General features: G+C 71.0%; 24 protein-coding genes and 1 pseudogene. 12 read left to right on the plus strand and 13 right to left on the minus strand.

Annotated features, from left to right (window positions below; translation table 11 throughout):
• Positions 1-74: 74 nt before the first annotated feature.
• Positions 75-560: an SAM-dependent methyltransferase gene (locus Sfr03f_RS06455; RefSeq protein ID WP_108952700.1), complete on the plus strand. Its 486-nt coding sequence runs from the start codon at positions 75-77 to the stop codon at positions 558-560.
• 122 nt (positions 561-682) lie between these two features.
• On the opposite strand, the gene Sfr03f_RS06460 is transcribed toward Sfr03f_RS06455, so the two are convergent.
• Positions 683-1,189 (minus strand): ATP-binding protein, encoded by a 507-nt coding sequence (locus Sfr03f_RS06460; RefSeq protein ID WP_108952701.1) that lies wholly within the window; start codon positions 1,187-1,189, stop codon positions 683-685.
• Positions 1,190-1,505: 316 nt separating this feature from the next.
• Here Sfr03f_RS06460 and Sfr03f_RS06465 point away from each other — a divergent pair, with 316 nt between their 5' ends.
• Positions 1,506-2,918: a helix-turn-helix domain-containing protein gene (locus tag Sfr03f_RS06465; protein WP_245967426.1), complete on the plus strand. Its 1,413-nt coding sequence runs from the start codon at positions 1,506-1,508 to the stop codon at positions 2,916-2,918.
• 32 nt (positions 2,919-2,950) lie between these two features.
• The gene (locus tag Sfr03f_RS06470; RefSeq protein WP_108952702.1) at positions 2,951-3,856 is read left to right on the plus strand and encodes a phosphotransferase family protein; all 906 of its coding nucleotides are present in this window, start codon (positions 2,951-2,953) and stop codon (positions 3,854-3,856) included.
• A 165-nt stretch (positions 3,857-4,021) separates the two neighbouring features.
• Here Sfr03f_RS06470 and Sfr03f_RS06475 read toward each other — a convergent pair whose 3' ends face one another.
• Genes Sfr03f_RS06475 through Sfr03f_RS06500 form a run of 6 tightly spaced genes read right to left on the minus strand, consistent with a single transcriptional unit; the run spans position 4,022 to position 8,084 of the window.
• On the minus strand, positions 4,022-4,708 hold the full coding sequence (locus Sfr03f_RS06475; protein ID WP_108952703.1) for a contact-dependent growth inhibition system immunity protein: 687 nt from the start codon (positions 4,706-4,708) through the stop codon (positions 4,022-4,024).
• A gap of 28 nt (positions 4,709-4,736) precedes the next feature.
• Positions 4,737-5,036 carry an RNase A-like domain-containing protein gene (locus Sfr03f_RS06480; RefSeq protein WP_108952704.1) on the minus strand — a complete coding sequence of 100 codons (300 nt, stop codon included), beginning with the start codon at positions 5,034-5,036 and terminating at the stop codon, positions 4,737-4,739.
• Between the two features lie 41 nt (positions 5,037-5,077).
• Complete coding sequence (locus Sfr03f_RS06485; protein WP_108952705.1) at positions 5,078-5,581, minus strand: hypothetical protein; 504 nt, start codon at positions 5,579-5,581, stop codon at positions 5,078-5,080.
• Between the two features lie 19 nt (positions 5,582-5,600).
• On the minus strand, positions 5,601-7,316 hold the full coding sequence (locus tag Sfr03f_RS06490) for an RNase A-like domain-containing protein (protein ID WP_159105567.1): 1,716 nt from the start codon (positions 7,314-7,316) through the stop codon (positions 5,601-5,603).
• A complete protein-coding gene (locus Sfr03f_RS06495) occupies positions 7,316-7,630 on the minus strand; it encodes a WXG100 family type VII secretion target (RefSeq protein ID WP_108952706.1) in 315 nt (104 codons plus the stop codon). Before Sfr03f_RS06495 ends, Sfr03f_RS06490 begins: the two co-directional genes overlap by 1 nt.
• A gap of 52 nt (positions 7,631-7,682) precedes the next feature.
• Entirely contained in the window at positions 7,683-8,084 is a 402-nt protein-coding gene (locus Sfr03f_RS06500) for a WXG100 family type VII secretion target (RefSeq protein ID WP_108952707.1), read from the minus strand.
• Between the two features lie 490 nt (positions 8,085-8,574).
• On the opposite strand from Sfr03f_RS06500, the gene Sfr03f_RS06505 reads away from it, so the two are divergent.
• From Sfr03f_RS06505 to Sfr03f_RS06535, 7 genes are all read left to right on the plus strand, one after another.
• Positions 8,575-8,877, plus strand: a complete 303-nt coding sequence (locus Sfr03f_RS06505) for a helix-turn-helix transcriptional regulator (protein ID WP_108952708.1) — start codon at positions 8,575-8,577, stop codon at positions 8,875-8,877.
• Between the two features lie 168 nt (positions 8,878-9,045).
• Positions 9,046-10,317 (plus strand): tyrosine-type recombinase/integrase, encoded by a 1,272-nt coding sequence (locus tag Sfr03f_RS06510; RefSeq protein WP_108952709.1) that lies wholly within the window; start codon positions 9,046-9,048, stop codon positions 10,315-10,317.
• A 49-nt stretch (positions 10,318-10,366) separates the two neighbouring features.
• Entirely contained in the window at positions 10,367-12,163 is a 1,797-nt protein-coding gene (locus tag Sfr03f_RS06515; protein WP_108952710.1) for a gamma-glutamyltransferase family protein, read from the plus strand.
• 354 nt (positions 12,164-12,517) lie between these two features.
• A complete protein-coding gene (locus Sfr03f_RS06520; protein WP_108953492.1) occupies positions 12,518-13,933 on the plus strand; it encodes a phytoene desaturase family protein in 1,416 nt (471 codons plus the stop codon).
• The gene (locus Sfr03f_RS06525; RefSeq protein ID WP_108952711.1) at positions 13,930-14,448 is read left to right on the plus strand and encodes an O-acetyl-ADP-ribose deacetylase; all 519 of its coding nucleotides are present in this window, start codon (positions 13,930-13,932) and stop codon (positions 14,446-14,448) included. The genes Sfr03f_RS06520 and Sfr03f_RS06525 overlap by 4 nt, the downstream gene beginning before the upstream one ends.
• A 96-nt stretch (positions 14,449-14,544) precedes the next feature.
• Positions 14,545-15,048, plus strand: coding sequence for a MarR family winged helix-turn-helix transcriptional regulator (locus Sfr03f_RS06530; protein WP_108952712.1), 504 nt, complete (start codon positions 14,545-14,547; stop codon positions 15,046-15,048).
• Positions 15,045-15,503 carry a winged helix DNA-binding protein gene (locus tag Sfr03f_RS06535; protein WP_108952713.1) on the plus strand — a complete coding sequence of 153 codons (459 nt, stop codon included), beginning with the start codon at positions 15,045-15,047 and terminating at the stop codon, positions 15,501-15,503. The genes Sfr03f_RS06530 and Sfr03f_RS06535 overlap by 4 nt, the downstream gene beginning before the upstream one ends.
• A 153-nt stretch (positions 15,504-15,656) precedes the next feature.
• Here Sfr03f_RS06535 and Sfr03f_RS06540 read toward each other — a convergent pair whose 3' ends face one another.
• On the minus strand, positions 15,657-17,393 hold the full coding sequence (locus Sfr03f_RS06540) for a cellulase family glycosylhydrolase (RefSeq protein WP_108953493.1): 1,737 nt from the start codon (positions 17,391-17,393) through the stop codon (positions 15,657-15,659).
• 510 nt (positions 17,394-17,903) lie between these two features.
• Here Sfr03f_RS06540 and Sfr03f_RS06545 point away from each other — a divergent pair.
• Entirely contained in the window at positions 17,904-18,938 is a 1,035-nt protein-coding gene (locus tag Sfr03f_RS06545; RefSeq protein WP_108952714.1) for an aldo/keto reductase, read from the plus strand.
• Between the two features lie 15 nt (positions 18,939-18,953).
• On the opposite strand, the pseudogene Sfr03f_RS06550 reads toward Sfr03f_RS06545, so the two are convergent.
• Positions 18,954-19,497, minus strand: a pseudogene (locus Sfr03f_RS06550) (GNAT family N-acetyltransferase).
• 217 nt (positions 19,498-19,714) lie between these two features.
• Between Sfr03f_RS06550 and Sfr03f_RS30165 the strand changes: the two are divergent.
• On the plus strand, positions 19,715-20,221 hold the full coding sequence (locus Sfr03f_RS30165; protein WP_159105568.1) for a hypothetical protein: 507 nt from the start codon (positions 19,715-19,717) through the stop codon (positions 20,219-20,221).
• 55 nt (positions 20,222-20,276) lie between these two features.
• Here Sfr03f_RS30165 and Sfr03f_RS06560 read toward each other — a convergent pair whose 3' ends face one another.
• From Sfr03f_RS06560 to Sfr03f_RS06575, 4 genes are all read right to left on the minus strand, one after another.
• Positions 20,277-20,693: a hypothetical protein gene (locus tag Sfr03f_RS06560; RefSeq protein WP_108952715.1), complete on the minus strand. Its 417-nt coding sequence runs from the start codon at positions 20,691-20,693 to the stop codon at positions 20,277-20,279.
• 105 nt (positions 20,694-20,798) lie between these two features.
• A complete protein-coding gene (locus Sfr03f_RS06565) occupies positions 20,799-21,359 on the minus strand; it encodes a hypothetical protein (protein ID WP_159105569.1) in 561 nt (186 codons plus the stop codon).
• A gap of 124 nt (positions 21,360-21,483) precedes the next feature.
• On the minus strand, positions 21,484-22,227 hold the full coding sequence (locus tag Sfr03f_RS06570; protein ID WP_108952717.1) for a response regulator: 744 nt from the start codon (positions 22,225-22,227) through the stop codon (positions 21,484-21,486).
• Complete coding sequence (locus Sfr03f_RS06575; RefSeq protein WP_245967427.1) at positions 22,224-23,510, minus strand: sensor histidine kinase; 1,287 nt, start codon at positions 23,508-23,510, stop codon at positions 22,224-22,226. Before Sfr03f_RS06575 ends, Sfr03f_RS06570 begins: the two co-directional genes overlap by 4 nt.
• Positions 23,511-23,543 lie beyond the last annotated feature (33 nt).

The raw sequence follows: 23,543 nt of genomic DNA on the forward strand, positions 1-23,543 counted from the left end.
GCCCGATCACGGCGATGCCCTGCTGCGGGGCGTCCGGCCGTGCCGGCAGCCAGAGGGATGGAGAGGGAAGAACGGTGCCCAGCTACGAGGTCAGTTCGATCGCCACGGTGGTCGGAGGCCACACCAAGGTCCTGGACGACTACCAGGGCGGCGTCCGCTCGATCATCCGGCTCAACGACGAGTACCCGCTGGAGACCCTTCAAGGGATCGAGGAGTTCTCGCACCTCACCGTCACCTGGCGCTTCCACCGGGCGCGCCCCGAAGACGTACAGATGCACGCCCGCAGCCCGCGCGGTGATGCCCGCTGGCCGGCGACCGGCACCTTCGTGCACCGCAACCACCGCCGCCCCAACCAGCTCGCGATCAGCTTCCCGCGCCTGCTCGACGTCGACGGCCGCGATCTCCACGTCACTGACCTCGACGCGGTCGACGGCACCCCCGTCCTGGATCTCGCCCCGTACTTCCAGCAGATGGGCCCGCGAGGCCCGATCCGCCAGCCGGCCTGGCCCGGCGAGATGCTCGACCCCACCTACTGGAGCGACGCCAGCGAGCGCCCGTAGTCGTGTCGGGAGTGGCGGGGCGCCCTTCGGACGGCCCCTCTGCGCGTCGACTGCACACGGCATGAAGACTTCCGGTGTCACAGGAAGACGGCGGGTTCGACGGTCCTTCGGCGACATGGACATCACGCCGATCGGGGGAGAAGCTCAGCGGACTCCGGGCAACGGAAGACGGCCCAAACGCCCTTGCCGATGGACCCTTGGGCGCTCTCGCGCGGCGCTGCCGTCCAGTAGTCGGCCACCGCGCCGACGAGCTTCAGACCGCGGCCACATGTGGCGTGCCGGTCAGGCCGAACCGTCGCCACGGGCGCCCCGCCGGAGTTGTCCGTGACCAGAACACCCAGGGATCTGCCCGGCTTGAGGGCCAGCGCGATGCCGACGTGCTCGCTGTCGTCCGCCGGCCGGGTCCGGCCATGTACCACCGCGTTGGTGACCAGCTCGCTGACCGCCAGCACGACCCCCTCGGTGAAGTCCCCCGACTCGGGGAAGCGCCAACCGGAGAGCTGCTGCCGGACGAAGGACCGCGCGTCGCGTACCGACGCCGGCGTGCTCTCGACTTCGATCGCCGCGCGCTCGATTCCCTGACCATCGGCCAGCTCCGCCAGCACCATGCGGTACGCCGAGGACGTCATCGATCCACCTCCCTGTAGGGGACGATCACCGCCTCCCCGCCGCAGGATCCGACCGGAGACGACAGCGACCGCAGGCCCGGCGACCGGGCGTTCCACGCACCGGCCGACGAGCGGTTCGTCGGGCTTCTGGGAGCAGCAAGATTCGCCCCACCGGTACCGACGAACAACAGTCACCCTTCGCCGATCAGTCACTTCTCGCCCGCAGGTGACTGATCCGGTCACCGAGCCGTCGAATCAGTCACTGATCCCGCCGATGGGGGAGTGCCCGCCCGCTACGCTGCCGGGAGTACGAGCAGGGCGACTTGGAGGAGGTGCCTTGGACGACAAGCCGCACCGTCCGTCCTGCGCTCAGCGGTTACGCGAGGACGCCGCCGTCCGCGGAGAGCCTGTCCAGGAAACCGCCCACCGGATCCACACCCACTGCGGTGTGACGCTGCTCCGCGCCCATCGCCTGGCGCGAGGGCTGACCCTGCAGGAGGCCGCCGACGGCCTCAACGCCCTCGGAGTGCGGTACGAAACAGCACCCCGGGCGGACGGTGACCAACTGGGGCACTGGGAGAAGGGCCGGCAGCCCCGACCGGCCACCGTGGACCTGCTGTGCGAGTTCTACGCGACCACGGCCCAGGACCTAGGTCTGCGCGGAAGCAGCCAGCCCTCCTCGGCCGAAGCGTCAGCGACTCAGGAGAGGGTACCGGCGCGGAGATCCCCGCAGACCACCCCCGCGGTCTCCCCGCGACGGGTGGCGGACACGGTTCCTCTCTCGTTCGAGCAGCAGATTGACGCCGCCCGGCGCTCGGTCGACCGCACCCTCGCGGTGGGCACCGTGACGCCCACCCAGCTCGACCTGCTCGACGAGCAACTGCTGTGGGCCCGCGAACAGTACGTCTACACGCCGCCCGCGCCGATGATCGAGATTCTGCTGGGCCACCTGTCCGAGGTTGAGGACCTGGCCGCCCACCGACAGCCGGCCTCTGTACAGGTCCGGCTCGCCGAACTCACGGCGATGATCGCCACTCTGATCGCCGACGCCCTGATGAAACTCGGGCACCTCCGCCAGTCACAATCCTGGTACGCCACCGCTCGCAACGCGGCCGACGACAGTGGAAACACCGAGCTGCGTGCCCGAGTCCGCGCCCAGGCCGCCATGCTCCCGTACCACTACGGCCCTATCGAAGCCGCGGTCGCGCTCTCCAGGGAGGCCCGGATCCTCTGCCGCAACCGGCCCACCGCCACCGCCGCCTTCGCCTCTGCCGCCGAAGCACGGGCCCTCGCGAAGCTCGGCCACGCCGAAGGAGCGGAAACCGCCCTCCGGCAGGCCACGGAGATCTTCGAACGAAGCCACGCCCGAACGGACACGGGCAACGACGCCTTCGCCTTTCCCGAGCGGCGCCTTCTCCTCTACATGAGCGGCACACTCACCGCTCTCCGGCGGACCGCCGAAGCCCGACGTGTCCAAGAGAGCGCGCTCGCCCTGTACCCGGAAAAGACCGGCATCGACCCAGCCCTGCTCCACTTCGAGGCGGCCCTCTGCCTCGCCCACGAACACAGCACCGAGGAAGCATGCCAACTGGCGGCCGCCACGTTCCTACGGACGGAATCGGCGCATCGGACCCCCATCGTCGAGGAACGAGCGCGGGAGGTCGTCGAAGTCCTGCCGCCCCGCGTTCGCGGCAGCCGCGCGGCGCGGGAACTCCGCGAGATTCTCGCCCTTCCACCCGGCCAGATGTGACACTCGGCCACGTATCCGCGAGCCTGGAACGCATGAGAGAGATGGCACCAGCCCCCGGCGGCTACAACGAGCCCGAGATGCACCTGATCCTGGAACGGGCGTGTGCCACCGCCGGCCTCGACAGCCGGGGCTCCCGCCTCCTCCGCGGCCACACCAACGCGGTCGTGCTGCTGGAGAAGGAACAGGTCGTCGCGAAAATCGCCCGCAAGGGCTCCCGCGTCGAAGATGTGACTCGCAAGGTCGAGTTCGTCAGACGACTGATGGCCACCGGTTTCCCCACCGTCCCGCTCCACCCCGTCGACCAACCCGTCCTCGTCGACGGCCACGCGGTCACCTTCTGGACCTACCTGCCCCAGCCCGAGCAGCCCGTCGAGGCCGAGCAACTGGCCCAGCCCCTCCGCGAACTCCACGCCCTGCCCCTGCCGCCTCTCGGCTTCCCCGAGCACGACAACGTCGCAGCCATCCGATGTTCCCTGTCCGCCATAACCTGCCTGCCCCCGGACGCCATCCGGTTCATGGAAGCGCAGACGGACCGCCTCGCAGCCGAACTCCGGGACATCCGCTTCCCCCTGGCGCCCGGGCTGATCCAAGGCGACCCCCAGCACCGGAACGCCCTCCACGCCCCGGACGGCAGGGCGGTGCTATGCGACTGGGACACGGTCGCCTACGGCCAACCCGAATGGGACCTGGTCACCGTCGAAGTCCACTGCCGCCGCTTCGGTTACGGGCCGCACCATTACCGCCGCTTCGCCGACGCCTACGGCTGGGACGTCACCTCCTGGCCAGGCTACACCGTCCTCGCCAGCCTGCGCGAACTACGCATGATCACTACCAACGCCCGCAAGGTCCACCACGCGCCGACCAGCCTTGTCGAGGTACAGAGGCGGGTGGAGGCCCTAAGGCGGGGCGATCAGGAGTTCCAGTGGAACATCCTTTGAGGGGCTGTCCAATCTGCGGTGGGTCAGCCGGGCTGGCCGACCTCGACCGCGGCCAGGACGCGGAAGAAGGAATAACAGCAAGATACGCGGATTTCTCTGTATGCCGCCCAGTAGGTGGCGGTCACGAGACGGACTCTCGCAGCGCGAGACTTCGGGCAGTTCGTGCTACCGCTTGGGAGATGGGCCGTACTCAGTGGTCGGGGAGGAGAGCCGGGCAGCGGTTGATGCGAGCCAGGCAGCGGGACTGTACGGGGTGGGCGGATCGACCTCCATCCCGAGCTCTGCGAGACCCAGAGCGATGTCAGTGTCGTCGAGGTTCATCGCCAGCAGCTCGGTGATCTCGCCCACGAGCCTGGCGACCAACTGGCTGTTGGTGGTGCGCCGGTAGTCGTCCGTCGCCTCCTCATGACTGCCGAACTCGTCGGGCATTTCCTGGGAGTACCAACCGCCAAGGAACTGTCCCAGTTCGGGGAACTGGGCATGCCATTCCCAGCGAGTCGTCGGTGGGCTGGGAGGAGGGACCTTGCCTTCCATGATGCTCCGCTTGAGGTGGTCGGCGAGGAGGTACAGCCACTGCTGGACATCGGGCTCCGGCAGTCCCACGTCGGGCACGGCATAGAACTCGCCGAGACGCATGCGGAGGCGGCCGGGCGGGTTGTCGGCGTATTCACGTAGTTGCCGTTCCCCGGTAGCGATCGCCCACGGTCGGTTGTGCCACGTGTGCCGGAGGTAGGCGGTGAGCGCGTGGCTGGGTTCGTCGGCGGTGTCGTCAGCGGGTTGGCCGAGGTAGGCGCGCATCACCTGGTCCAGTTCCCCGAAGCGTCGGTCGTGGTCGAAGGGGTCCAGGGGCATGAGAGGCACAGCTTTCGGGTCGGCTTGGTTACAGGTAGACGGGGAAGGTCGAGTGCACGGTGAAGCCGTGCGGCCGGCTCTCGTCCCGCTTGAGGATGACGCGTGCAGCCCGGACCTCAATGGGCTCGCGGCCTGCCAGCATCATCGCCTGGAGCAGAACCCTGCCCACTGGCTCGTGCCGCGACGGCCAGGACGCCTCGATCGTCAGGCGTGAGCGCGCAGATTGTGCGAGCCAGCGGTGGATGACCTGTTCGTTGGCGGTCACGACCTGCTGCGTGGCCCACTGGGCGGTCTCACGATCGGGGTAGGTGGCGGAACGGGTGCGCACGGCGTGCCTTTCTGAAGCGGTTACCGATGGGCCTGTGGGGGTCAGTCCTCCTCGAACCGCCAGAGGACGAGGAGCCTCTGGTCTGTCACACCGATGAGGCAGATGTCCATGGTCGGCCCGGCGATGGCATCGGCGAAGAAGGCCGTTGCCAGGAAGTCGGCGTCCTTCTCCTCTTCAGCCTCGCCGTGGTTGGTGAAGTACCTGGCTCCTTCCCCCAGGCATTCGAGAACCTGCCGAAGGCACCTTTCCCGACTGGGGTCCGGCGTTCGAAGGGAGAGAGCGTCGGCGCGAGGGGTCAGGAGAGACCCTGCTGAGATGAGGGTCGCCAGCTCCAGGGCTCCGGAGGGGGACAGTACTTCCTGAGTGTGCTCGGCCAGGATTTCCGGTTCGACACTCCGAAGGACGGGGTGCTCCCGGACGATTTCCGCAACCGCGTGTGGCCACTCGCCGCCGCGCCAGGATGCCAACGCGGCAAAGCTGTGACGGGCATCGAAGCGTTCGCCGGCGCAGGGTGGCAGGGGCAGCATCTTCGGCCTCAGAGGCATAGGGGGTCTCCGTTGGTGGTCAGGGCAATTCCGGCATAGACGTGTAGACGACGTAGGGAGGTTCGAGGCCGTTCTTGTACTTGAGGACGACCCGTACATGGTGTGTGTCCTGAGCGGCACCCGCATGAGGATTGCCGGCGTCAACCGTACGTCCCGTCGCACCGGTGAACTCGACAGCGTCCAGGCGCAGGATCGAGGAGTCGGAACGAGGCCGGGACAGCCATTGTTCGATTTTCGCCTGGTTGTCCACGCCTGCGTTCATCTGGCCGGAGCCCGCGGGAGGCCCCTTGAACTCCATGGCGTCCTGCGTCAGTTTCTGCGCGGAGGCCAGGTCCGTGAACGTTGAGGCGGCGTTGATACCTGGTTGGTCGCGGAGCCGCTGCGCCAGCTGCTCGTCCGTCTTGCCCACGTGCTTGTCGATGACGTGGCTGTTGTGTATCCCTTCCTGGTTGGCCAGGTCGATCGGAAAGCGGTGGTTGTCCTCGCTGTCCCCGGGCACGGTGTACAGGGGGTTGCCCTTGAACTCGGTCAGAGCGCGTGCCCCGAAGGCTTCGGCCCGGGCCTCCTCGGCGTTGTAGGAGGGAGCACTCAGGTATGCCTCTTCCAGCGGGTCCAGAAGGGCCTGCACTCGAACGGCCTGTCGGCGTACGCGGTTCTCGTACTCGTCGACCGCCTGGTTCATGGCCTCTTCGTCCAGGTGGAGGACGATGCCGACGGACAGGTCCCTGAAGAACCCCTTGCCGAGGTCCCACATGCCCTTGCCCATGTTTTTGAAGTCCTTGAGGTCCACTCCGTCCTTGAGGTCGATCGCCTTGAGGGCGTCCGGGATGCTGTCCAGGACCGCCTTCCGGTAAATGCGGTGGAGGTCGGAACGGACGTCCTGTGCGGCGAGCGCGAAATGGTACACCGCGTCGACCATTACTTCGCAGGTGTCGAAGAGGACGGCGAACACTGGGTGGTTGGCACCCTGCGGCGACCTCGCGGAGTCGTTCTCCCAGTTGTAACCGTGGTGGTTCTGCCCCCAAGCGCTGGTGCCCCACAACGTGCTGCAGAAGGTGCGCATGGCGTGGTACCACTCGCCGTTCTGCTGGTCCGTGATGCTGCTCAGAAGTCCGGTCAGACCATCGCCGGCCATGGTGAGGGTGGACTGGGGCATCCGCCACGTCTCGGAGACCGAGTTGAGACGATGGTGGTTCGGGAGCGGCAGAATCTCCGCGGCCCTGCCGTAACGGCATGCGTGTTCCAGCAGTGGACGTAAGACGTCGAGGACCACGTCCTCGACGTCTTCGAGCGCCTTCTGGACGAAGCTCTGGGCATCGTCGTTGTCGCCCCACTTGAAGTCGGTGATGGGCCCGTAGTCCGGTGGTGTGTCGATGACGACCGGCGGGGGCTGGGTCGCCGGCTGGTGGGACGGGTCCGGATGAGTCGCGGCATCGGCCTTGGAGTAATTGTTCGCCGTGACGGTGAAACCCACAGCGGCGCCGCCCACGCTGACCACGGACTTGGCCCACACATCGAGGAATCGATCGCCAACCCGTTTGTACGTTCTGGTGAACTCGGCCACGGCGGTTCCGTTGCCGCCGCCGTCCGGGTAACGCCCTAACTCGACGAGGAAGTCCTTGATCCCCCGGTGCATGACGTCCTGCTGGCCGGCGGCACCGGACGACACACTCCAGAGCATGGCAGGGGTCACGTCGATCGTGCCGTCCTGCGTGGACGACGGCGGTGTCGACATCAGCCCGCCCCCCAGCCTCGCAGCACTGCCTGGTGCGCAAGCATGTAGTTGGTCCGCCCGGTCACCACGAGTTCGTGCAGCCACTTCTGGGCAGCCTCGAGGTCCTGGGCGGAACGGTCCCAGTCATCGAGCTTGTCGACGAAGACCTCCCGCGCCTCACCCTCCCAGGAGAGGACGACAGGCTGGACACGTTCGTACAGTTCCCCCAGCTTGCTGTTGAGCTGGCGGAGAATGTCTTCCAACTCTCCAGCCAACTCCTCGAGCGAGGAGAAGGCAACGGATATCCGGTCCCCGGAGTCGGCTCCGGTCGGCACAATAACCTCCACACGGTCGCGAAAAGGGTGAGAGCTCGCCGCGGTTGACCGATCAGTACGAGTCGAGGGCGCTGCGAGGGACCCCGGACGGACTCTCCACCGCAGCCGGAGTGGACAACTCGCCTACCTCGCTGTCGACATCCACCTGGATCTGCCGCATCTGCTCCAGCACGTCGAGGTCACGCTGGGAGAACCCGTCACGACTCATGCGTACCGCCTGCTCCAGATGCCTGAGCACCTCACGGATCCGGACGGCATCCTCGGCGGCGGCCCGGTGGAACTTCCGGTATGCCGTTGCCGCCGGCCCCTGCCAACGCTTCTCGATCCGATCCACCACGGCGTCCATGCGTCTCACCTGCTTGTCCAGGTGATCCTGCATGGCGTCCAGATCGCCCGCCAGCTTGGTGAGGTGCTCAGCGGACACGCGGACGTCCGCATCTCCTGAGGACCGCATCCCTGCTGCGGCCGCCTCGCTCGCTTCCACGCCGATTCCCCCAGATGTCAGGCATCGAGTGAGCCCGTCACGCAATATTGCGATCATATGTAGTCAAGATGTGGGCGTGGGGAAGTCGCTGGCGGAGTTGGCCGAATGGCAACCGCCGGAGCATCGGATCCAGGGCTTGCGCGAGTTCCTGGGATCGCCCAACTGGCCTCGGTGACTCCGGCGTCGGCAGGGTGGTTCGCCGACGGCAGACACGTTGATCCCGGAAGGGGCTGGAAACGTGCGGCGAAGCAAGCGAACCTTGATCAGCTCGCGGAAGAGGTATGCGTGAGCGGCGCATTCTAGTGCGGGATCGCCGGTTACCCAAACCGGTGATCCTCAGGACCATGGGAGAAGCTCGGCCGCCGTGCGACGTGCATGCGATAACTGGACAACTGCCGGCGGAGCATCAGTTGCCGCCCAGCCGAGCTTCCCTCTCCCGTACCTCACCAGAGAGCCTCCGATGCCTGCACGACCCTTGCCTGCCCCTATTGCTGCCTCTCCACTCGTACGCACCGCCTTCCTGACGGTGAAGGGCGCCGCCGATTACCTCGGCCTCTCGCCCCACACCCTTTATGTCTGGCGCCACCGCCGTCAGGGACCGCCGAGCTTCCGCATGGGCCGTCGTGGTCGCGTTATGTATCGGCTGGAAGCCCTCGATGCCTGGATCCGAGAACAGGAGCTGGCCGACTCTCGCTCCAACACCTCTCTGAGCCCGTTGAAAGCCGTTGCTCAACAGCGGTCCAGCAGCGTGTCCGATGCCTGACGGAAACGCGGCCCTTGGCGATCCAAGTGACGCGATATGGAAAACCCTGTGGCGGCTGAGCCGGACGAAGGTCATCGGCGGCTTTGGGTTTTGTGTGGGGACTCCAAAGCCAAATACATGGCGCCGATGTGCGCTGCAGTCGATCGAGGAAATGGAGGGGATCTGTAATTGGCTGGCTATGTTGAGGATAGATGGGTCAAGAAGAAAAAAGACCCGATCAGTGGAAAGCGCGAGCGCACGGAGCGCTATGGTAAAGGTAAGAGGTATCGAGTAGGAGGGATACCCGGAGTCAGGGACCGCTCCTTCGACACGTTGGAGGATGCGAAATCATGGCTCCGGCAGTCGAGTACCGATCAAGAGCGGGGTGAGTTCGTCGATCCGCGTGACGGCTCTCTGACGCTCGCCGAGTACATCGAAACCTTCTGGATGCCGGGCGTACGGGGGGCAGCCAAGACCCGCACGAGCCTTGAGCAGCGCATGCGCCTGCACGTGGTGCCGCACCTGGGCGGCATGCCCCTGAACAAGGTCTCTGCGGCTGAACTCCGCGCCTACGTAGTCAAGCTCGAATCCTCTTGCTCCCCGCAGTACGCCCGCAGCATTCTCTCAGCGCTGTCGAGCGTCCTGGAGACTGCGGTGGATGACAAGCGCATCGCTCGGAACCCGATGAGGTCCAAGTCGGTCCGTTGGCCGAAGCTGCCCGATGAGCGTCGCGAGGCGTGGCCCGAGGCGACGGCACGGAAAGTGCGTGATGAGATCAGCCAGCGGCACCGTATAGCTGTAGTTCTAGGGCTTGGTTGTGGCCTGCGTCAAGGGGAAGTCTTCGGGCTCAGCCTGGACGACATCGATTATGGGCGTGGAGTCCTCAATATTCGGCGACAAGTCCAGATACTAAACGGACGTAAATACTACACACTTCCCAAAGGCGGGAAGACGCGCGTCGTGGACATGCCGCGCTCCGTGGCTGACGAGCTGCGGAAGCACGTGCGGACCTACCCCGGCAGTGAGATCGAATTGCCGTGGGGTGGCCCGGAGAGTGACAGGGAGCGGAAAAAATTCAGTCTCGTACTGACGACAAAATACGGTAATGCAATCGCCGCCAACACGTGGAACACCGAGATTTGGAAGCCCGCTCTGGCCAGAGCAGGTGTCATCAAGCCGCAAGTAAAGGGGGCGAAGCGGTGGCAGTGGCAAGCCGCCCCGAAGGACGGCTTTCACGTGCTGAGACACACGTACGCGTCCCTCGTTCTCGAGGCAGGCGAATCGGTCGTGACCCTCGCCAAGTGGCTCGGGCACTCGTCGCCGACCATCACCCTCGACCACTACGCTCACTTCATGCCGGAGGCGGGGAAGAAGGGGCGCAGGGCGATCGACAACCTTCTGGGGGAGCGAGGGGAGGCCGCCGGCGCAAACTCCCCAGATTCTCCCCAGGGCCCGCCCTGAGGGCCCATCAGTCGGGACCCGACACGTAAACAGCGAGGTGAGAGGCGTTATGTTCACCACCCGACCCACCCTCCAGGGAACCTTCGGCATGGTGTCGTCCACGCACTGGCTCGCCTCGCAGTCGGCGATGGCCGTGCTGGAGGACGGCGGCAACGCGTTCGACGCGGCGGTCGCAGCCGGCTTCGTGCTGCACGTCGTCGAACCGCACCTCAACGGTCCCGCCGGTGAGGTGCCGATCCTGCTGGCGCCCGCCGGGGGAGAGGTGCGGGTGCTGTGCGGGCAGGGCGTGGCCCCCGCCGCCGCGAGCGCCGCCCACTACCGCGGACTCGGCCTCGAACTGGTCCCCGGAACAGGCCCGTTGGCGGCGGCCGTGCCCGGCGCCTTCGACGCGTGGATGGTGCTGCTGCGCGACCACGGCACCAAGGAGCTCGCGGACGTGCTCCAGTACGCCGTCGGGTACGCCGAGGACGGACACCCGCCCGTGGAACGCATGGCCCAGACGGTCGCCACGGTGCGGGAGCTGTTCGAGAGCGACTGGACCTCCTCCGCGGAGGTCTACCTGCCGGGCGGCGAACTCCCGCGCCCCGGCACCCTGTTCCGCAACCCGGCGCTGGCCGCCACCTGGCGGCGGCTGCTCGCCGAGGCCGAGGCCCCGGGCGGGGACCGGGTCGCCCGCATCGAGCGGGCCCGGGAGATCTGGCGCTCGGGGTTCATAGCCCGCGCCCTGCTCCGCCAGTCCGCCCGCCCGACCCTGGACACCAGCGGCGAACACCACACCGGCGTCCTCACCGCCGAGGACCTCGCCGCCTGGTCCGCGACGTACGAGGCCCCGGCCACCTTCGACTGGCGCGGCTGGACCCTCTGCAAGGCCGGCCCCTGGAGCCAGGGCCCCGCCTTCCTCCAGCAACTCGCGCTGCTTCCCGACGCGTTGCCGCCGTACGCCTCCGCCGAGTACCTGCACCTGCTGATCGAGGGCTGCAAGCTCGCCATGGCCGACCGCGAGGCCTGGTACGGCGACGCCGACCCCGACGGCGTCCCGCTCGCCGACCTGCTCTCCGCCGGCTACAACGCCGAACGCCGCCGCCTGGTCGACCCCGGCAAGGCGTCCCTCGAGCTGCGCCCCGGCAGCCCCGGTGGCCGCGAGCCGCGGCTGGCCGCCCTGGCGCACCTGATCGCCGACGACGAGCCGGAGTTCAGCGCCCTGGGCGTCGGCGAACCCACCGTGGCCCGTGACGGCGGGACCCGCGGCGACACCTGTCACCTCGACGTCGTCGACCGCTGGGGCAACATGATCGCCGCGACCCCCAGCGGCGGCTGGCTGCAGTCCAACCCGGTCGTCCCGGAGCTCGGCTTCCCGCTCGGCACCCGCCTCCAGATGACCTGGCTGGACGAGGGCCTCCCCAACACCCTCACCCCCGGCCGCCGCCCCCGCACCACCCTGACGCCCTCCCTGGCCCTGCGCGACGGCGTCCCCGTCCTCGCCTTCGGCACCCCCGGCGGCGACCAGCAGGACCAGTGGCAGCTGCACTTCTTCCTCGCCGTCGCCGAGCGCGCCCAGGTGCGCGGCGGTCTCGACCTCCAGGGCGCCGTCGACGCCCCGAACTGGCACAACGAGTCCTTCCCCGGCTCCTTCTACCCGCGCGGCATGCGGCCCGGCCGCGTCGTCGTCGAGTCCCGCACCGATCCCGCCGTCGTCGAGGACCTGCGCCGCCGCGGTCACGACGTCGAGGTGGGTGACGCCTGGTCCGAGGGCCGGCTCTGCGCCGTCGCCCGCGACCCGGCCACGGGACTGCTCTCCGCGGCCGCCAACCCGCGAGGGATGCAGGGGTACGCGGTGGGGCGCTGACCGCCCCGCGGCCCCGCATCGGCACGGCCCGGCGGCACGGCACGGCCTGCACGGCCGCACCGCACGGGGACACCTCAGGACCCGGCCACCGCGCCGGAGCAGACCGGTCCGGCCGAAGCCGGGCCGAAAATCAGATAACAGCAAGAAGCGGCGGCGTGGAGGGCCGCCTCCGGCGGAAGCGGACTTCCCGGCGGCGCGGACCCGCCGCCACCCCGAGGACCTGCGGCCAAGCCGTCGCCCGGCCCCGGTGACGGGGTGTCAGCGCCCCCGCTGCCCCGTCCTGTCGGCGGGGCGGCCTATCCTGATCACGGGAGGACACCGCCGACGAAGGAGTCCGAGGTGCCGACGACATCGATACTCGACGCGGTCGTGGTGGGCGCGGGACCGAACGGGCTGACGGCTGCCGTGGAGCTGGCCCGGCGCGGTTGCTCCGTCGCCGTGTTCGAGGCGCGTGACACCGTGGGCGGGGGCGCCCGGACCGAGGAGCTCACGCTGCCCGGGTTCCGGCACGACCCGTGTGCCGCGGCCCATCCGCTGGGGATCAGCTCCCCGGCGTTCCGCGGCATGCCGCTGGAGAGGTACGGGCTGCGGTGGGTGCACGCCCCGCTGCCGATGGCCCACCCCTTCCTCGACGGCACCGCCGCCGTGCTCTCCCGGTCCGTCGCCGAGACGGCGGCCTCCTTCGGTCCCCGCGACGCGGGCGCCTACCGGCGGCTGGTGGCGCCCCTGCTGAGGAACTGGGACGGGCTGGTCCGCGACTTCATGTCGCTGCCGCTCAGCGCCCTGCCCCGCGACCCCGTCGCGCTGGCCCGGTTCGGGCTCACCGGGCTGCCGCCGTCCACCTGGCTGATGCGGCGCTTCCGCGACGAGCGGTTCAAGGCGCTCTTCGCCGGCTTGGTCGCCCATGTGATGGCGCCGCTCGGCGGCCTCGGCACCGGCGCGGTGGGGCTGGTCTTCGCCCTGGGGGCGCACGCCCGCGGCTGGCCGTTCGCCCGCGGCGGCTCGCAGGCCATCTCCGACGCGCTCGCGGCCTACCTCGCCGACCTCGGCGGGACGGTGCACACCGGCTACGAGGTCAAGCGGCTCGACGACCTGCCGCCCGCCCGTGCCTACGTCTTCGACACCTCGCCGACCGCGCTCGCCCGCATCGCCGGGCTGGGCAACGCGTACCGGGACTTCCGGTACGGCGCCGCCGCCTTCAAGATCGACTACGCGCTGGACGGTCCCGTGCCGTGGACCGCCCTCGAGGCCCGCCGGGCCGGCACGGTGCAGGTCGGGGCGAGCGCCGCGGAGATCGGCACGGCCCTCGACGCCGCCTCCCGCCAGGGCCGGGCCCCGGACCGCCCGTTCCTGATCACCACCCAGCCCGGTCTCGCCGACCCCGGCCGCGCCCCGGAGGGCAAGCAGGTCTTCTGGGCGTACGGTCACGTTCCCAACGGCTGGACCGGCGACCTCACCGACGCGATCGAGCGCCAGCTGGAGCGGTTCGCCCCCGGCTTCCGTGACCGTGTCCTCGCCCGCGCGATCAGCGGCCCCGCCGAGCTCGCCGCGCGCAACGCCAACTACGTCGGGGGCGACATCGCCTGCGGCTCGGCCGCCGGCCTGCGCCTGCTGCTGCGCCCCCGCCCGACGCTGCACCCGTACCGGACCCGGCACACGGCGGTCTTCCTGTGCTCCTCCGCCACCCCGCCCGGTCCCGGCGTCCACGGCATGTCCGGCCACAACGCGGCCAAGGCGGTCTGGCGTGCCCTCAGGGAGGACCGGCGATGACCGCGACGACCCGGATCACCCTGGTCCAGGGCGACATCACCCGGCAGTCCGTCGACGCCGTCGTCAACGCGGCGAACTCCTCGCTGCTGGGCGGCGGAGGCGTGGACGGCGCCATCCACCGGCGGGGCGGACCGGAGATCCTGGCCGAGTGCCGCGCCCTGCGCGCCTCCCGCTACGGCCGCGGCCTGCCCACCGGTCAGGCTGTCGCCACGACCGCGGGCGACCTCGACGCCCGGTGGGTGATCCACACCGTGGGCCCGGTGTTCGACCCGCACGAGGACCGGTCGGAGCTGCTGGCCTCCTGCCACCGCGAGTCGCTGCGGGTGGCCGACGAACTCGGCGCGCGCACCGTCGCGTTCCCCGCCGTCTCCACCGGCGTCTACGGCTGGCCGGTCGACGACGCCGCCCGCATCGCCGTGGCGTCGGTGCGGGCGACCGCGACCGCCGTCGAGGAGGTCAGGTTCGTACTCTTCGACGCACGGGCGTTCCGGGCGTTCGCGGAGCAGGTGCACTGAGTCCCCGGCCGCGACGGACCTGACCGCCGCGTTCCGCCGCGGAGCGACTTCCGAAAACAGTAGCCATGGCTACAGTAGCTATGTACCGTATCCGTCATGAGCAAGAGTTCGCCGGGTCCCACGCCCGGATTCCTGGTGTGGCGGCTCGCCAACCGGTGGCGCGTCGCGGTGGACCGCGCACTGGCTCCGCTGGGGCTCACCCACGCGCAGTACACGCTGGTCGCGTCGCTGCACGGGATGCGGCGGGCCGGGGAGAGGCCCAGTCAGCGCCGGCTCGCCGACCACCTCGGCATGGAGGCCCTGTACGTCTCCAAGCTGGCGCGCGCCCTGGAGTCGGCCGGCCTGGTCGAGCGGGTCCGCGATCCGCGCGACCCGCGCGCCGTCCAGCTGTCCCTCACCGACGAGGGGCAGACCGTCACGCGGCGGGCCGTCGCGGTGGTCCAGGAACTGCTCGAGCAGTTGCTGGAGCCGCTCGGGGGCCTCGACGCCCCGCGGACGCGTGCCTTCACCGACGAGCTGAGGACCTTGCTCGACGCACCTCTCACTCCACCCGCGCACCACGGCGACAGCGACGAGAACGACGAGGGGACCACACCATGACCACCACCGCACCCGCCGGAGCACCCGCCGATGCCCGCGCCCTCGGGCTGGCCCACTACGCCGCCCGCGGCGTCCTGGAACACGTCCTGGCCCGGCACGGTCTCACCTTCGGGCAGCAGGTCGTCCTGCGCGCCGTGCTCACCGCCGACGGCCCGCCGGCGGCGGAGGACGTCGTCGGCCAGGTCCGTCGGTCCCTGAAGAGCGACCCGGCAGAGATCCGCGCGACCATCGACGAACTGCTCACCCGTCGACTGCTGGTGACGGACGGCGGCCACCTGCGCCCCACCGAGGCCGGGCGCGAGGTGACGGCCGCCGCCGGCGCGGAGGTGGCCCCCGTCTCCGCCCGCATCTGGGGCGCGATCCCGGCCGAGGACCTGGCCGCCGCCGGCCGCGTCCTCGCCCTGGTCACCGAGCGGGCCGACGCCGAGCTGGAGGCGCTGAACTCGACGCGCTGAGCCGACGGGTCGGCACATCCTGGCAGGTACGCCGGGTGGCGTCGGGGGTACGCGGGAGGGGGCGGCGAGGGTACGCCGGAGGGGGCGGCCGGATGTCCGGCCGCCCCCTCCTTCATCCTGTTCGGTTACGCTCCCCGTGCACCGATCAGGAGCTCATGAGGCCGTGCAGGTCGCCGTCGGCGCCGCGGACGTGCCGTTGCCCTGGAGGCCGAAGGTGGTGGAGCCGCCCGCCGCCACCGTGCCGTTGTGCGAGGCGTTCTTCGCGGTCACGGCGGCGCCGCTCTGGGTCACCGTGGCGTTCCAGGAGTTGGAGACCGTCTGCCCGCCGGGCCAGGTCCAGGTGACCGTCCATCCCTTGAGGGCGGTGGTGCCCGGGTTGGTCACCGTGACGGTGGCCTGGAAACCGGTGTTCCAGCTGCTGTCGACGCGCAGGGCCGCGGTGCAGCCGCCGTTGCCGCCGCCGTCGGAGGCCGCGGTCCGGGCGGTGATGGAGGCGGAGGCGGTCGAGGTGTTGCCCGCGGCGTCCTTGGCCCGCACCGAGTAGCTGTAGCCGGTGGAGGCGGTCAGGCCGGTGTCGGTGAACGTCGTGCCGGCCGAGGAGCCGACCTTGGTCGCGCCGCGGTAGACGTCGTAGCCGGTCACCGCCGTGTCGTCGGTGGACGCGGTCCAGGAGAGCGAGACGCTGGAGGCCGTGGTCCCGGTGACCTTGAGGCCGGCCGGCGTGCTCGGGGCCTGGGTGTCGCCGCCCCCGGTCCCGCCCCCGCCCGTGAAGCCGGGGGACTTGATGCTCGTGAGGTAGCCGTCCTTGGTGGTGTCGACCGAGGTCCAGTCGTCCTTCAGGATGCCGCCGGTGTCGCCCGAGTCGGGGTTCCAGGACCAGTACGTCCACGAGAAGCTGTCGGCGCCGTACTGCGCGGTGGGGCGCAGGTAGTCGGTCAGCGTCCTCAGCCAGGTCCGGTCGGTGGCGGAGGTCAGGTGGCTGCCGAACTCGCCGACCCAGACCGGGGCGATGTTCTCCTTGAAGATGTAGCCCCAGTTCTTGTCCCAGATGCCCGCCATGTTGGCGGGGAAGGCCGGGTCGCCGAACCAGGGCTGGTTCGCCACGCTCGTCGCGTACTCGTGGGCCGAGTAGACGACGCGGTGGGGCGTGCTGAGCTCCACCGGGTGGTTCCTGACGCCCTGCAGGTTGCCGCCCCACCAGGTGTTGCCACCCTCGAAGGACTGCACGCCCTCGACGAAGATCAGCATGTCCGGGTTGGCGGCGAGGACCGCGTCGCCGCCCTTCTGGGCGGCCAGGCGCCAGTCGACGGCGGGGTCGCCGCAGCCCCAACAGGCGGGATCGTGCGGCTCGTTGTGCAGGTCGATGCCGACCACGGTGGAGTTGTTCGCGTAGCGTGCGGCGATCGACCTCAGGTCGGCGATCCACGTGGACTCGGGGACGGAGCTGGTGTACCAGAGCGCCGACTGGCCCGCGGAGTCCGGGCGGTGCCGGTCAAGAATGATCTTCAGGCCGACGGTGCCGGCGTAGTCGACGATCTTGTCCATCACCTGGAGGGAGTTGAGCCCCTGCAGGTCGGTGTTCATGTTGTAGTAGGTGATCCCGCTCGGCGTCGCGCCGGACTTGAACACGTCGTCGCTGTACGGCAGCCGGATGGTGTTGTACCCCAGCTGCTTCATCTGGTCGATCATGCTCTTGTAGTCACGGGCCCACAGGCCGTGCGGCACGAGGTTGGACGTCTCGAAGCCGAACCAGTTGACGCCCGCGATGCGCACCGGCTGGTCCGCCGCGTCCAGGATCCGGCGGCCGCTGGTGTGCCAGTAGCCCGATCCGGCCGCCGGGGCGGCCTGCGCGGTGCCGGCGGAGGCGAGCGGTGCCGCGAACAGCGCCATGGCGAGGGCGGTGGCGAGCGCGGCCCACCGCCTGGTGCGGTGCGCGCGTCCGGTGCGTCCGGTCCGGGTCGCCCCGAGGCCCCGGCCCGCGCGGCCTAAGAGTCCGATCATCGTCGTGCGCTCCTTCACTGCGAACCCGTTGGCGGGGTGACGCGGGGGACGTCACCCTCGTGGGAGCGCTCCCGTCGGCGCCGCCCATACAGAAGCGGACGTGTTCATGGCGCGTCAAGGGATCTGACGCGGATCCATGTGGTGAAGGAGGTAAGGCGAGTCGGCCGGGGACGGGCCCGCCGGTGGTTCAGGGAGTGACGGCGGGGGTGGCGGACCGCACAGGTGACACGCCGCCCGTGCCGCCGGCCGGTTCGGGTCTTCGCATGGCCCGGCGGGCGCGTGCCCCCTCCCGCGCGACCGTCCGTGCGAGAGCGGAATGTCCTCGCCCGCGGTGCGGTTCGGGGTATTAGCGTGGACGGAGCGAGCGCCCGCCGGGCGCCGACGAGCTGAGGGGGCCGCATGGGCGACGCAGGCGGAAGCAACGCGATCGAGGCGATCAGGAAGACCCGGCTGGGTTCCGAGGGCCCGCTCGTCGGGGTCCAGGGCTTCGGCGCGATGGGCATCAGCTTCGCCTACGGGCAGACGGACGACGCGGCCGCCAGGGACACCCTGGAGGCCGCCGTCAAGGCGGGCGTCACCCTGATCGACACCGCCGACATGTACGGGGCGGGCAGGAACGAGGAGTTCCTCGCGCCGTTCCTCGCCGCGCACCGCGACGAGGTCACCATCGCCACCAAGTACGCCAACGTGGTGCTGCCGGACGGCGGCCGGGCCGTCCGCAACGACCCCGCCTACATCCGGCAGGCCGTCGAGGGCAGCCTGCGGCGACTGGGCGTCGACGTCATCGACCTCTACTACATGCACCGCCGGGACCCGGCCGTCCCCTTCGCCGAGTCGGTCGGCGCCATGGCCGACCTGGTCCGGGAGGGCAAGGTCAGGTACCTCGGCCTCAGCGAGGTCACCGGCGACGAACTGCGCGAGGCGCACGCCGTGCACCCGATCACCGCGCTGCAGTCGGAGTGGTCCGTCTTCAGCCGCAGCGTGGAGCGCAGCGCGGTGGGCGCCGCCGCCGAGCTCGGCGTGGGCATCGTGCCCTACTCCCCGCTCGGCAGGGGCTTCCTCACGGGGGCGTTCACCGACGCGGGCAAGGAGCTCCCCGAGGACGACTTCCGCCGCTCCCAGCCCCGCTTCACGGGGGAGAACGCCAAGGCCAACGCCGCGCTGCTGGCGCCGCTGCAGAAGATCGCCGCGGACCGCGGAGCCACGATGGCGCAGATCGCCCTGGCCTGGGTGCAGCAGCGCGCCGAGGTGCACGGCCTGTCCGTGGTGCCCATCCCGGGCACCAGGAAGCGCGGCCGCCTCCTGGAGAACGCCGCGGCCACCCGGATCACCCTGACCGACGGTGAACTGGCCCTCCTGGAGCCGATCGCCGCCCAGGTCGCGGGCGACCGCTACGCCAGCATGGCCTCCACGGCCGACGCCCGCGAGGCCTGAGGCGGTCCGGACACCTCAGCCTCGTGCGTCCGGCTTCCACTCCTGGACGAGGAGCCCGAGGAGCACCTCGTCCAGGAACTCGCCCAGCACCCACGCCGAGGAGCGCAGCACGCCCTCGCGGACGAAGCCGTTGCGTTCGGCGGCGCGCAGCATGGCGTGGTTGTCCGCCAGCGTCTCGATCTGCAGCCGCTGCAGGCCGCGGACCACGAAGCCGTAGTGGCAGAGCGTCGCGACCACGTCCGTGCCGTAGCCCTTGCCGCGTGCCTCCGGCAGCAGGCCGAGTCCGATGTGGGCGGACCGGTTGTGGTTGTCGATGCCCCACAGCGTCGCGGTGCCGGCCAGGGAGCCCCCCCTCCAGCTCCACCACGGAGAACGCCACCCTGCCCTGAGCCGTGTCGTCCACCACGAGCCGCGGGTCCTGCGAGGTGGGTGAGACCGGCCGCCACGGACCGGCATCGGCCCGGGCGGAGTTGACCACGTCGTCGTAGAGCCCGGTCCGCAGAGTGGGGATGTCGTCCTCGTGCCGGGCCCTCAGCCCGATCCTGTCACCCTTCAGCATGCGGGCTTCCTGTCGGACGGGGATCGCCCGCGGCAAACGGATAAGCGGGTGGCGTGCGTTCGATGCGGTGAAGATGCCGGACGTCACCTCATGCGGTGGGCAACAGGCCGGGCCGGGATGATTGCCGGCGGTGCCGCCGCCCCCCAAGGACACTTCCGGCCCGCGGAACTCCCGCCCGGCTCCGGTACGCTCACCGCACTCGTCCTCCGTGATCTTCGTGAGGGCATGGGTGAAGCCGGAGCGGGGCGGGATGACAGCGGTGGTGCGGGGCCTCGGTGTGCGGGCGCGGCGGGGCGTGGTGACGGGTCTTCTCGCTCTCGGCGCGGTCGCCTGCTCGGCGGGGGAGGCGGAGAAGGAGCGGGACGCGAGGCGGCCGGCGCCGACGCCGTCGTCGTCCGTCGCCTCGGCGTCCGCCACCGGGAACAGTGCTGCGCCGTCCTCCTCCCCGTCCGCCTCGGCGTCGTCGCGCGCGGGGAGGCCGAGCACCTCCGCGGCCGTCCGCGGCGACGCGTCCCCCGTCCCGCGCCGGACCGGCACGACCTCGGGCGGCGGCGGGAGCGTGAGCGGCGGAGGGACCTCCGGCGGGCCGGACGGCGGGTCGGTCCCGCAGAACCCGCACCGCGGTCCCACGCCGCCGCCCGCGCCCGACCGGCCGTCCCCGACCCCGGTGGTGCCCTCGGCCGGACCCGGCGAGCCGGTGGCGACCTACACCTTCGGCGGCTGACGGAGTCGTCCGCGGCGGGCGCACCCCGCCCCGGTGCGCCGTCGGCCCGGCGGGCTCAGCGCAGGAGGAGCAGGGTGAGCACCGCCAGGGCGACGACCACCGCCCCGCCCACCGCGAACGTGAACCGTCCCTCCTCGGACAGCCGCCCCAGGACCCGCACGTCACCGTCGGGGCTGGGGAACGCGTAGAACTCCCGGTGGCCCGAGCCCCGCAGCCGCGCCCGCACCACCTTCAGCCGCCGGACGACGACGTGACGTCCCCGCTCGTCCTCCCGCCGGCCCAGGTGCCGTTCCAGGAAGGCGCGGTGCTCCGGGGAGAGGTCGTCGGGCAGCGGCGCGTCGTCGTCGAGGACGTCCTCCCGCCAGCCCGCCCCGTCCAGCTCGGCGGCGACCCGCCGGGGCCGCGGCGTGGGAGGGGGCGGTTCCTCGGTCTCGGGATCCCAGACGATCCGTCCCGCCGTCCACGACGTCACGTTCCCGTGCCCCTCGCAGGTACCGCACTCGACGGTGCCCCTGCGGCCGCACGGCTTGCAGGGGATGCGCCCCTTGGCGTCGCAGTCCTCGCACCTGACCCTTCCCTAGCCCCGGCAGCCCGGGCAGGCGGCGGCGGGAGTGTGGCACCCCTCGCAGGTCACCCGCTGCTCGGCCGTGCCCGTCCGGCCGGGCCGCAGCCGCCCGGTCGGGGCGTCGGCCAGGCCGCCGTGCTTGAAGGGCTGGGTGCACGCGGAGACGCCCTCGCACATCGGGCACACCCGCGCGGGCTCGCAGGGGCGGTACCTCCTGCCCCCGCAGTCGGGGCACGTGCGGCGGCCGTTGCCGCAGCCGCACGCCCCCTGGTGCACGCTGCCGCGCCGGACCAGGTCGAGCGGCCGGTGGAGCGGCGTCTCGTGGGGGCCGAGCTTGTGCTCCGCCAGCACGTCGTAGGTGGGCCGCCCGGCCAGGTCCACGGCACCCGGCAGGTGCCGCGTCGTCTCGGTGCGGCGTTCCAGGCGGCGGGTGATCCTGAGCTCGACGAGGTGCGAGGGAGACAGGTCGAAGTCCGTCGGCGCCGGGGCCGGCCGCCTGCCGCGGCCGGAGCGTGCCACGTACGCGCACAGACGCGCGCGCACCTCGTCGTCGGACGGATCGTGCAGTGCCAAGGCGGCGTTCACTCCCCCCGGTCGAGCCCGGCCGGACCCGGTCCCGCACGGTCGCCGACGCGGGCCGTGCCGAGCGGCACCAGTGTGGCGGGCGCGCGGACGCGACGGAAGGGCGCACGGGAGCTCAGTGGGCCGGAGGCGGTCCGGTGGGGCCGACCAGGCCGGTCTCGTAGGCGAGGACGACAGCCTGCACCCGGTCGCGCAGCTGGAGCTTGGCCAGGACGCGTCCGACGTGGGTCTTCACGGTGGTCTCGGCGAGGTGCAGGTGGCGGGCCAGCTCGGCGTTGCTCCGGCCCTGGGCGAGCAGCCGCAGCACCTCCAGCTCGCGCGGGGTGAGCACGGTCAGGTCGCGGTGGAGGGGAGCGGCCGGGGCCGGCACGCCGGTGGCGTGAGGAGCCGCCGGCCCGGAACCCGCGCCCGCGGCGGCGCCCGCCGTCGAGCGGGCGTACCGCTCGACCAGGCGGCGGGTGATGGCCGGCGCCAGCAGCGCGTCGCCGGACCGGACCAGCCGGACCGCGGAGACCAGGTGCTCGGGGGTGACGTCCTTCAGCAGGAACCCGGCGGCCCCCGCCTTCAGGGCCGCGTAGACGAACTCGTCCAGGTCGAAGGTGGTCAGGATGATCACGCGGGGCGCGTCGGCGTCGGCGTCGGCGAGGACGCGCCGGGTGGCCTCCAGCCCGTCGAGCCGCGGCATCCGCACGTCCATCAGGACCACGTCGGGCCGGGTGCGCCGGACCGCGTCGACGGCCTCGAGCCCGTCGGCCACCTCGGCCACGACGTCGATGCCGTCCGCCGCGAGGATCATCCGGAAGCCGGTGCGCACCAGGGCCTGGTCGTCGGCGATCACCACGCGCGGTGGTGCGGTCATGCGGTCTCCAGGGGGATGAGGGCGGTGACGCGGAAGCCGCCGGTGAGCCGGCGGCCGGTGTCCAGGGTGCCGCCGTACACGGCGAGCCGCTCGCGCAGCCCGATCAGGCCGCGGCCGTTCCCGGCGGCCGCCGACGGGGACGGACTGCCTCCGGTGTCGGTGACCTCGACCCGCAGCAGCGCGTCGTCATGCGTGACGGTCACCCGCGCGTCGGCGCCGCGGGCGTGCCTGACGGTGTTCGTCAGGGCCTCCTGGACCACGCGGTAGGCGGCCAGTCCCACCCCGGCGGGCACCTCCCGCGGGCTGCCGGTGACGGTCAGCGTGACCGCGACGCCGGTCTGCCGGACGCGGGCGACCAGCGACTCCAGCTGGTCGAGGCCCGGCTGGGGCGCCAGGTCCCCGCCGGCCGGATCCGCGGCACCTTCACCGGCGTCCATGGTCAGCAGGCCCATGGCGTGCCGGAGTTCGGTCAGCGCCGCCCGGCCGCCCGCCTCGGCCGCGAGCAGCGCCTCACGGGCCTGGGCGGGCGCCTTGTCCATGACCGCGCGGGCGGCCCCGGTCTGGATCACCATCATGCTCACGTTGTGCGTGACGACGTCGTGCAACTCCCGCGCGATGCGGGCCCGTTCGTGTTCGGCCGCGCGGCGCAGCTCCTCGGCCCGGCCGCGTTCGAGGGCGGACATCCGCGCCCGGCTCTCCTCCGCGCGGAACATCCAGGCGCGCAGCCCCACGGTCGCCACGAGCAGCGGGACGAGGATCAGCAGCGGGACGTACTGGTTGGGGACCGGTGTCGTCGGCGAGACGCGGACCCCCTCGGAGTCACCGGCGACGGTGAACACCAGGACCGGCAGGCTCACCAGCGTGAGAGCCCGGTAGGGGCTGTAGGCCGCGGCGCTGTAGGCGGCGACGACACAGGCGTAGAAGACGAGCCGGCGGGCGTCGTGCGGGGTCAGCGCGGCCGCGCCCGTCACCACCCACAGCGCGGCCAGCGGGTAGCGGCGGCGCAGCAGCAGCGGGGCCCACGCGGCCACGGTCAGGGACGCCGCGGCGACCACGCTGCCCGCCCCCGCCCCGCGGACCAGCGGGGCCACGCCGTCCGGAGCCCGGGCCACCAGCGAGGCGCCGGTGGTCACGGCCCAGCTCAGCACCACGGAACCGAGGAGCAGCACCAGCGCCGCGTCGAAGAGCAGGTTGCGCCGGGTCGGGCGCGGCAGCGGACCGGTCGGCCGGAACAGCGACCCCAACCCGTCCCGCAGCCACCGCACCGCCGACTCACTCGTCACCCCCGCATCCTCACAGACGCGCGGACCGCCGTG

Origin of the sequence: Streptomyces fragilis, from assembly GCF_003112515.1 — a bacterium.
GTDB lineage: Bacteria > Actinomycetota > Actinomycetes > Streptomycetales > Streptomycetaceae > Streptomyces > Streptomyces fragilis.

Excerpts from the sequence above, each read along its gene's own strand:
- Sfr03f_RS06570 (WP_108952717.1), bottom strand. The coding sequence starts at position 22,227 with ATGACCGCACCACCGCGCGTGGTGATCGCCGACGACCAGGCCCTGGTG.
- Sfr03f_RS06530 (WP_108952712.1), top strand. The coding sequence starts at position 14,545 with ATGAGCAAGAGTTCGCCGGGTCCCACGCCCGGATTCCTGGTGTGGCGG.
- Sfr03f_RS06475 (WP_108952703.1), bottom strand. The coding sequence starts at position 4,708 with ATGCCCCTGGACCCCTTCGACCACGACCGACGCTTCGGGGAACTGGAC.
- Sfr03f_RS06470 (WP_108952702.1), top strand. The coding sequence starts at position 2,951 with ATGAGAGAGATGGCACCAGCCCCCGGCGGCTACAACGAGCCCGAGATG.
- Sfr03f_RS06505 (WP_108952708.1), top strand. The coding sequence starts at position 8,575 with ATGCCTGCACGACCCTTGCCTGCCCCTATTGCTGCCTCTCCACTCGTA.
- Sfr03f_RS06490 (WP_159105567.1), bottom strand. The coding sequence starts at position 7,316 with ATGTCGACACCGCCGTCGTCCACGCAGGACGGCACGATCGACGTGACC.
- Sfr03f_RS06500 (WP_108952707.1), bottom strand. The coding sequence starts at position 8,084 with ATGCGGTCCTCAGGAGATGCGGACGTCCGCGTGTCCGCTGAGCACCTC.
- Sfr03f_RS06540 (WP_108953493.1), bottom strand. The coding sequence starts at position 17,393 with ATGGCGCTGTTCGCGGCACCGCTCGCCTCCGCCGGCACCGCGCAGGCC.
- Sfr03f_RS06515 (WP_108952710.1), top strand. The coding sequence starts at position 10,367 with ATGTTCACCACCCGACCCACCCTCCAGGGAACCTTCGGCATGGTGTCG.
- Sfr03f_RS06525 (WP_108952711.1), top strand. The coding sequence starts at position 13,930 with ATGACCGCGACGACCCGGATCACCCTGGTCCAGGGCGACATCACCCGG.
- Sfr03f_RS06485 (WP_108952705.1), bottom strand. The coding sequence starts at position 5,581 with ATGCCTCTGAGGCCGAAGATGCTGCCCCTGCCACCCTGCGCCGGCGAA.
- Sfr03f_RS06460 (WP_108952701.1), bottom strand. The coding sequence starts at position 1,189 with ATGACGTCCTCGGCGTACCGCATGGTGCTGGCGGAGCTGGCCGATGGT.
- Sfr03f_RS06545 (WP_108952714.1), top strand. The coding sequence starts at position 17,904 with ATGGGCGACGCAGGCGGAAGCAACGCGATCGAGGCGATCAGGAAGACC.
- Sfr03f_RS06535 (WP_108952713.1), top strand. The coding sequence starts at position 15,045 with ATGACCACCACCGCACCCGCCGGAGCACCCGCCGATGCCCGCGCCCTC.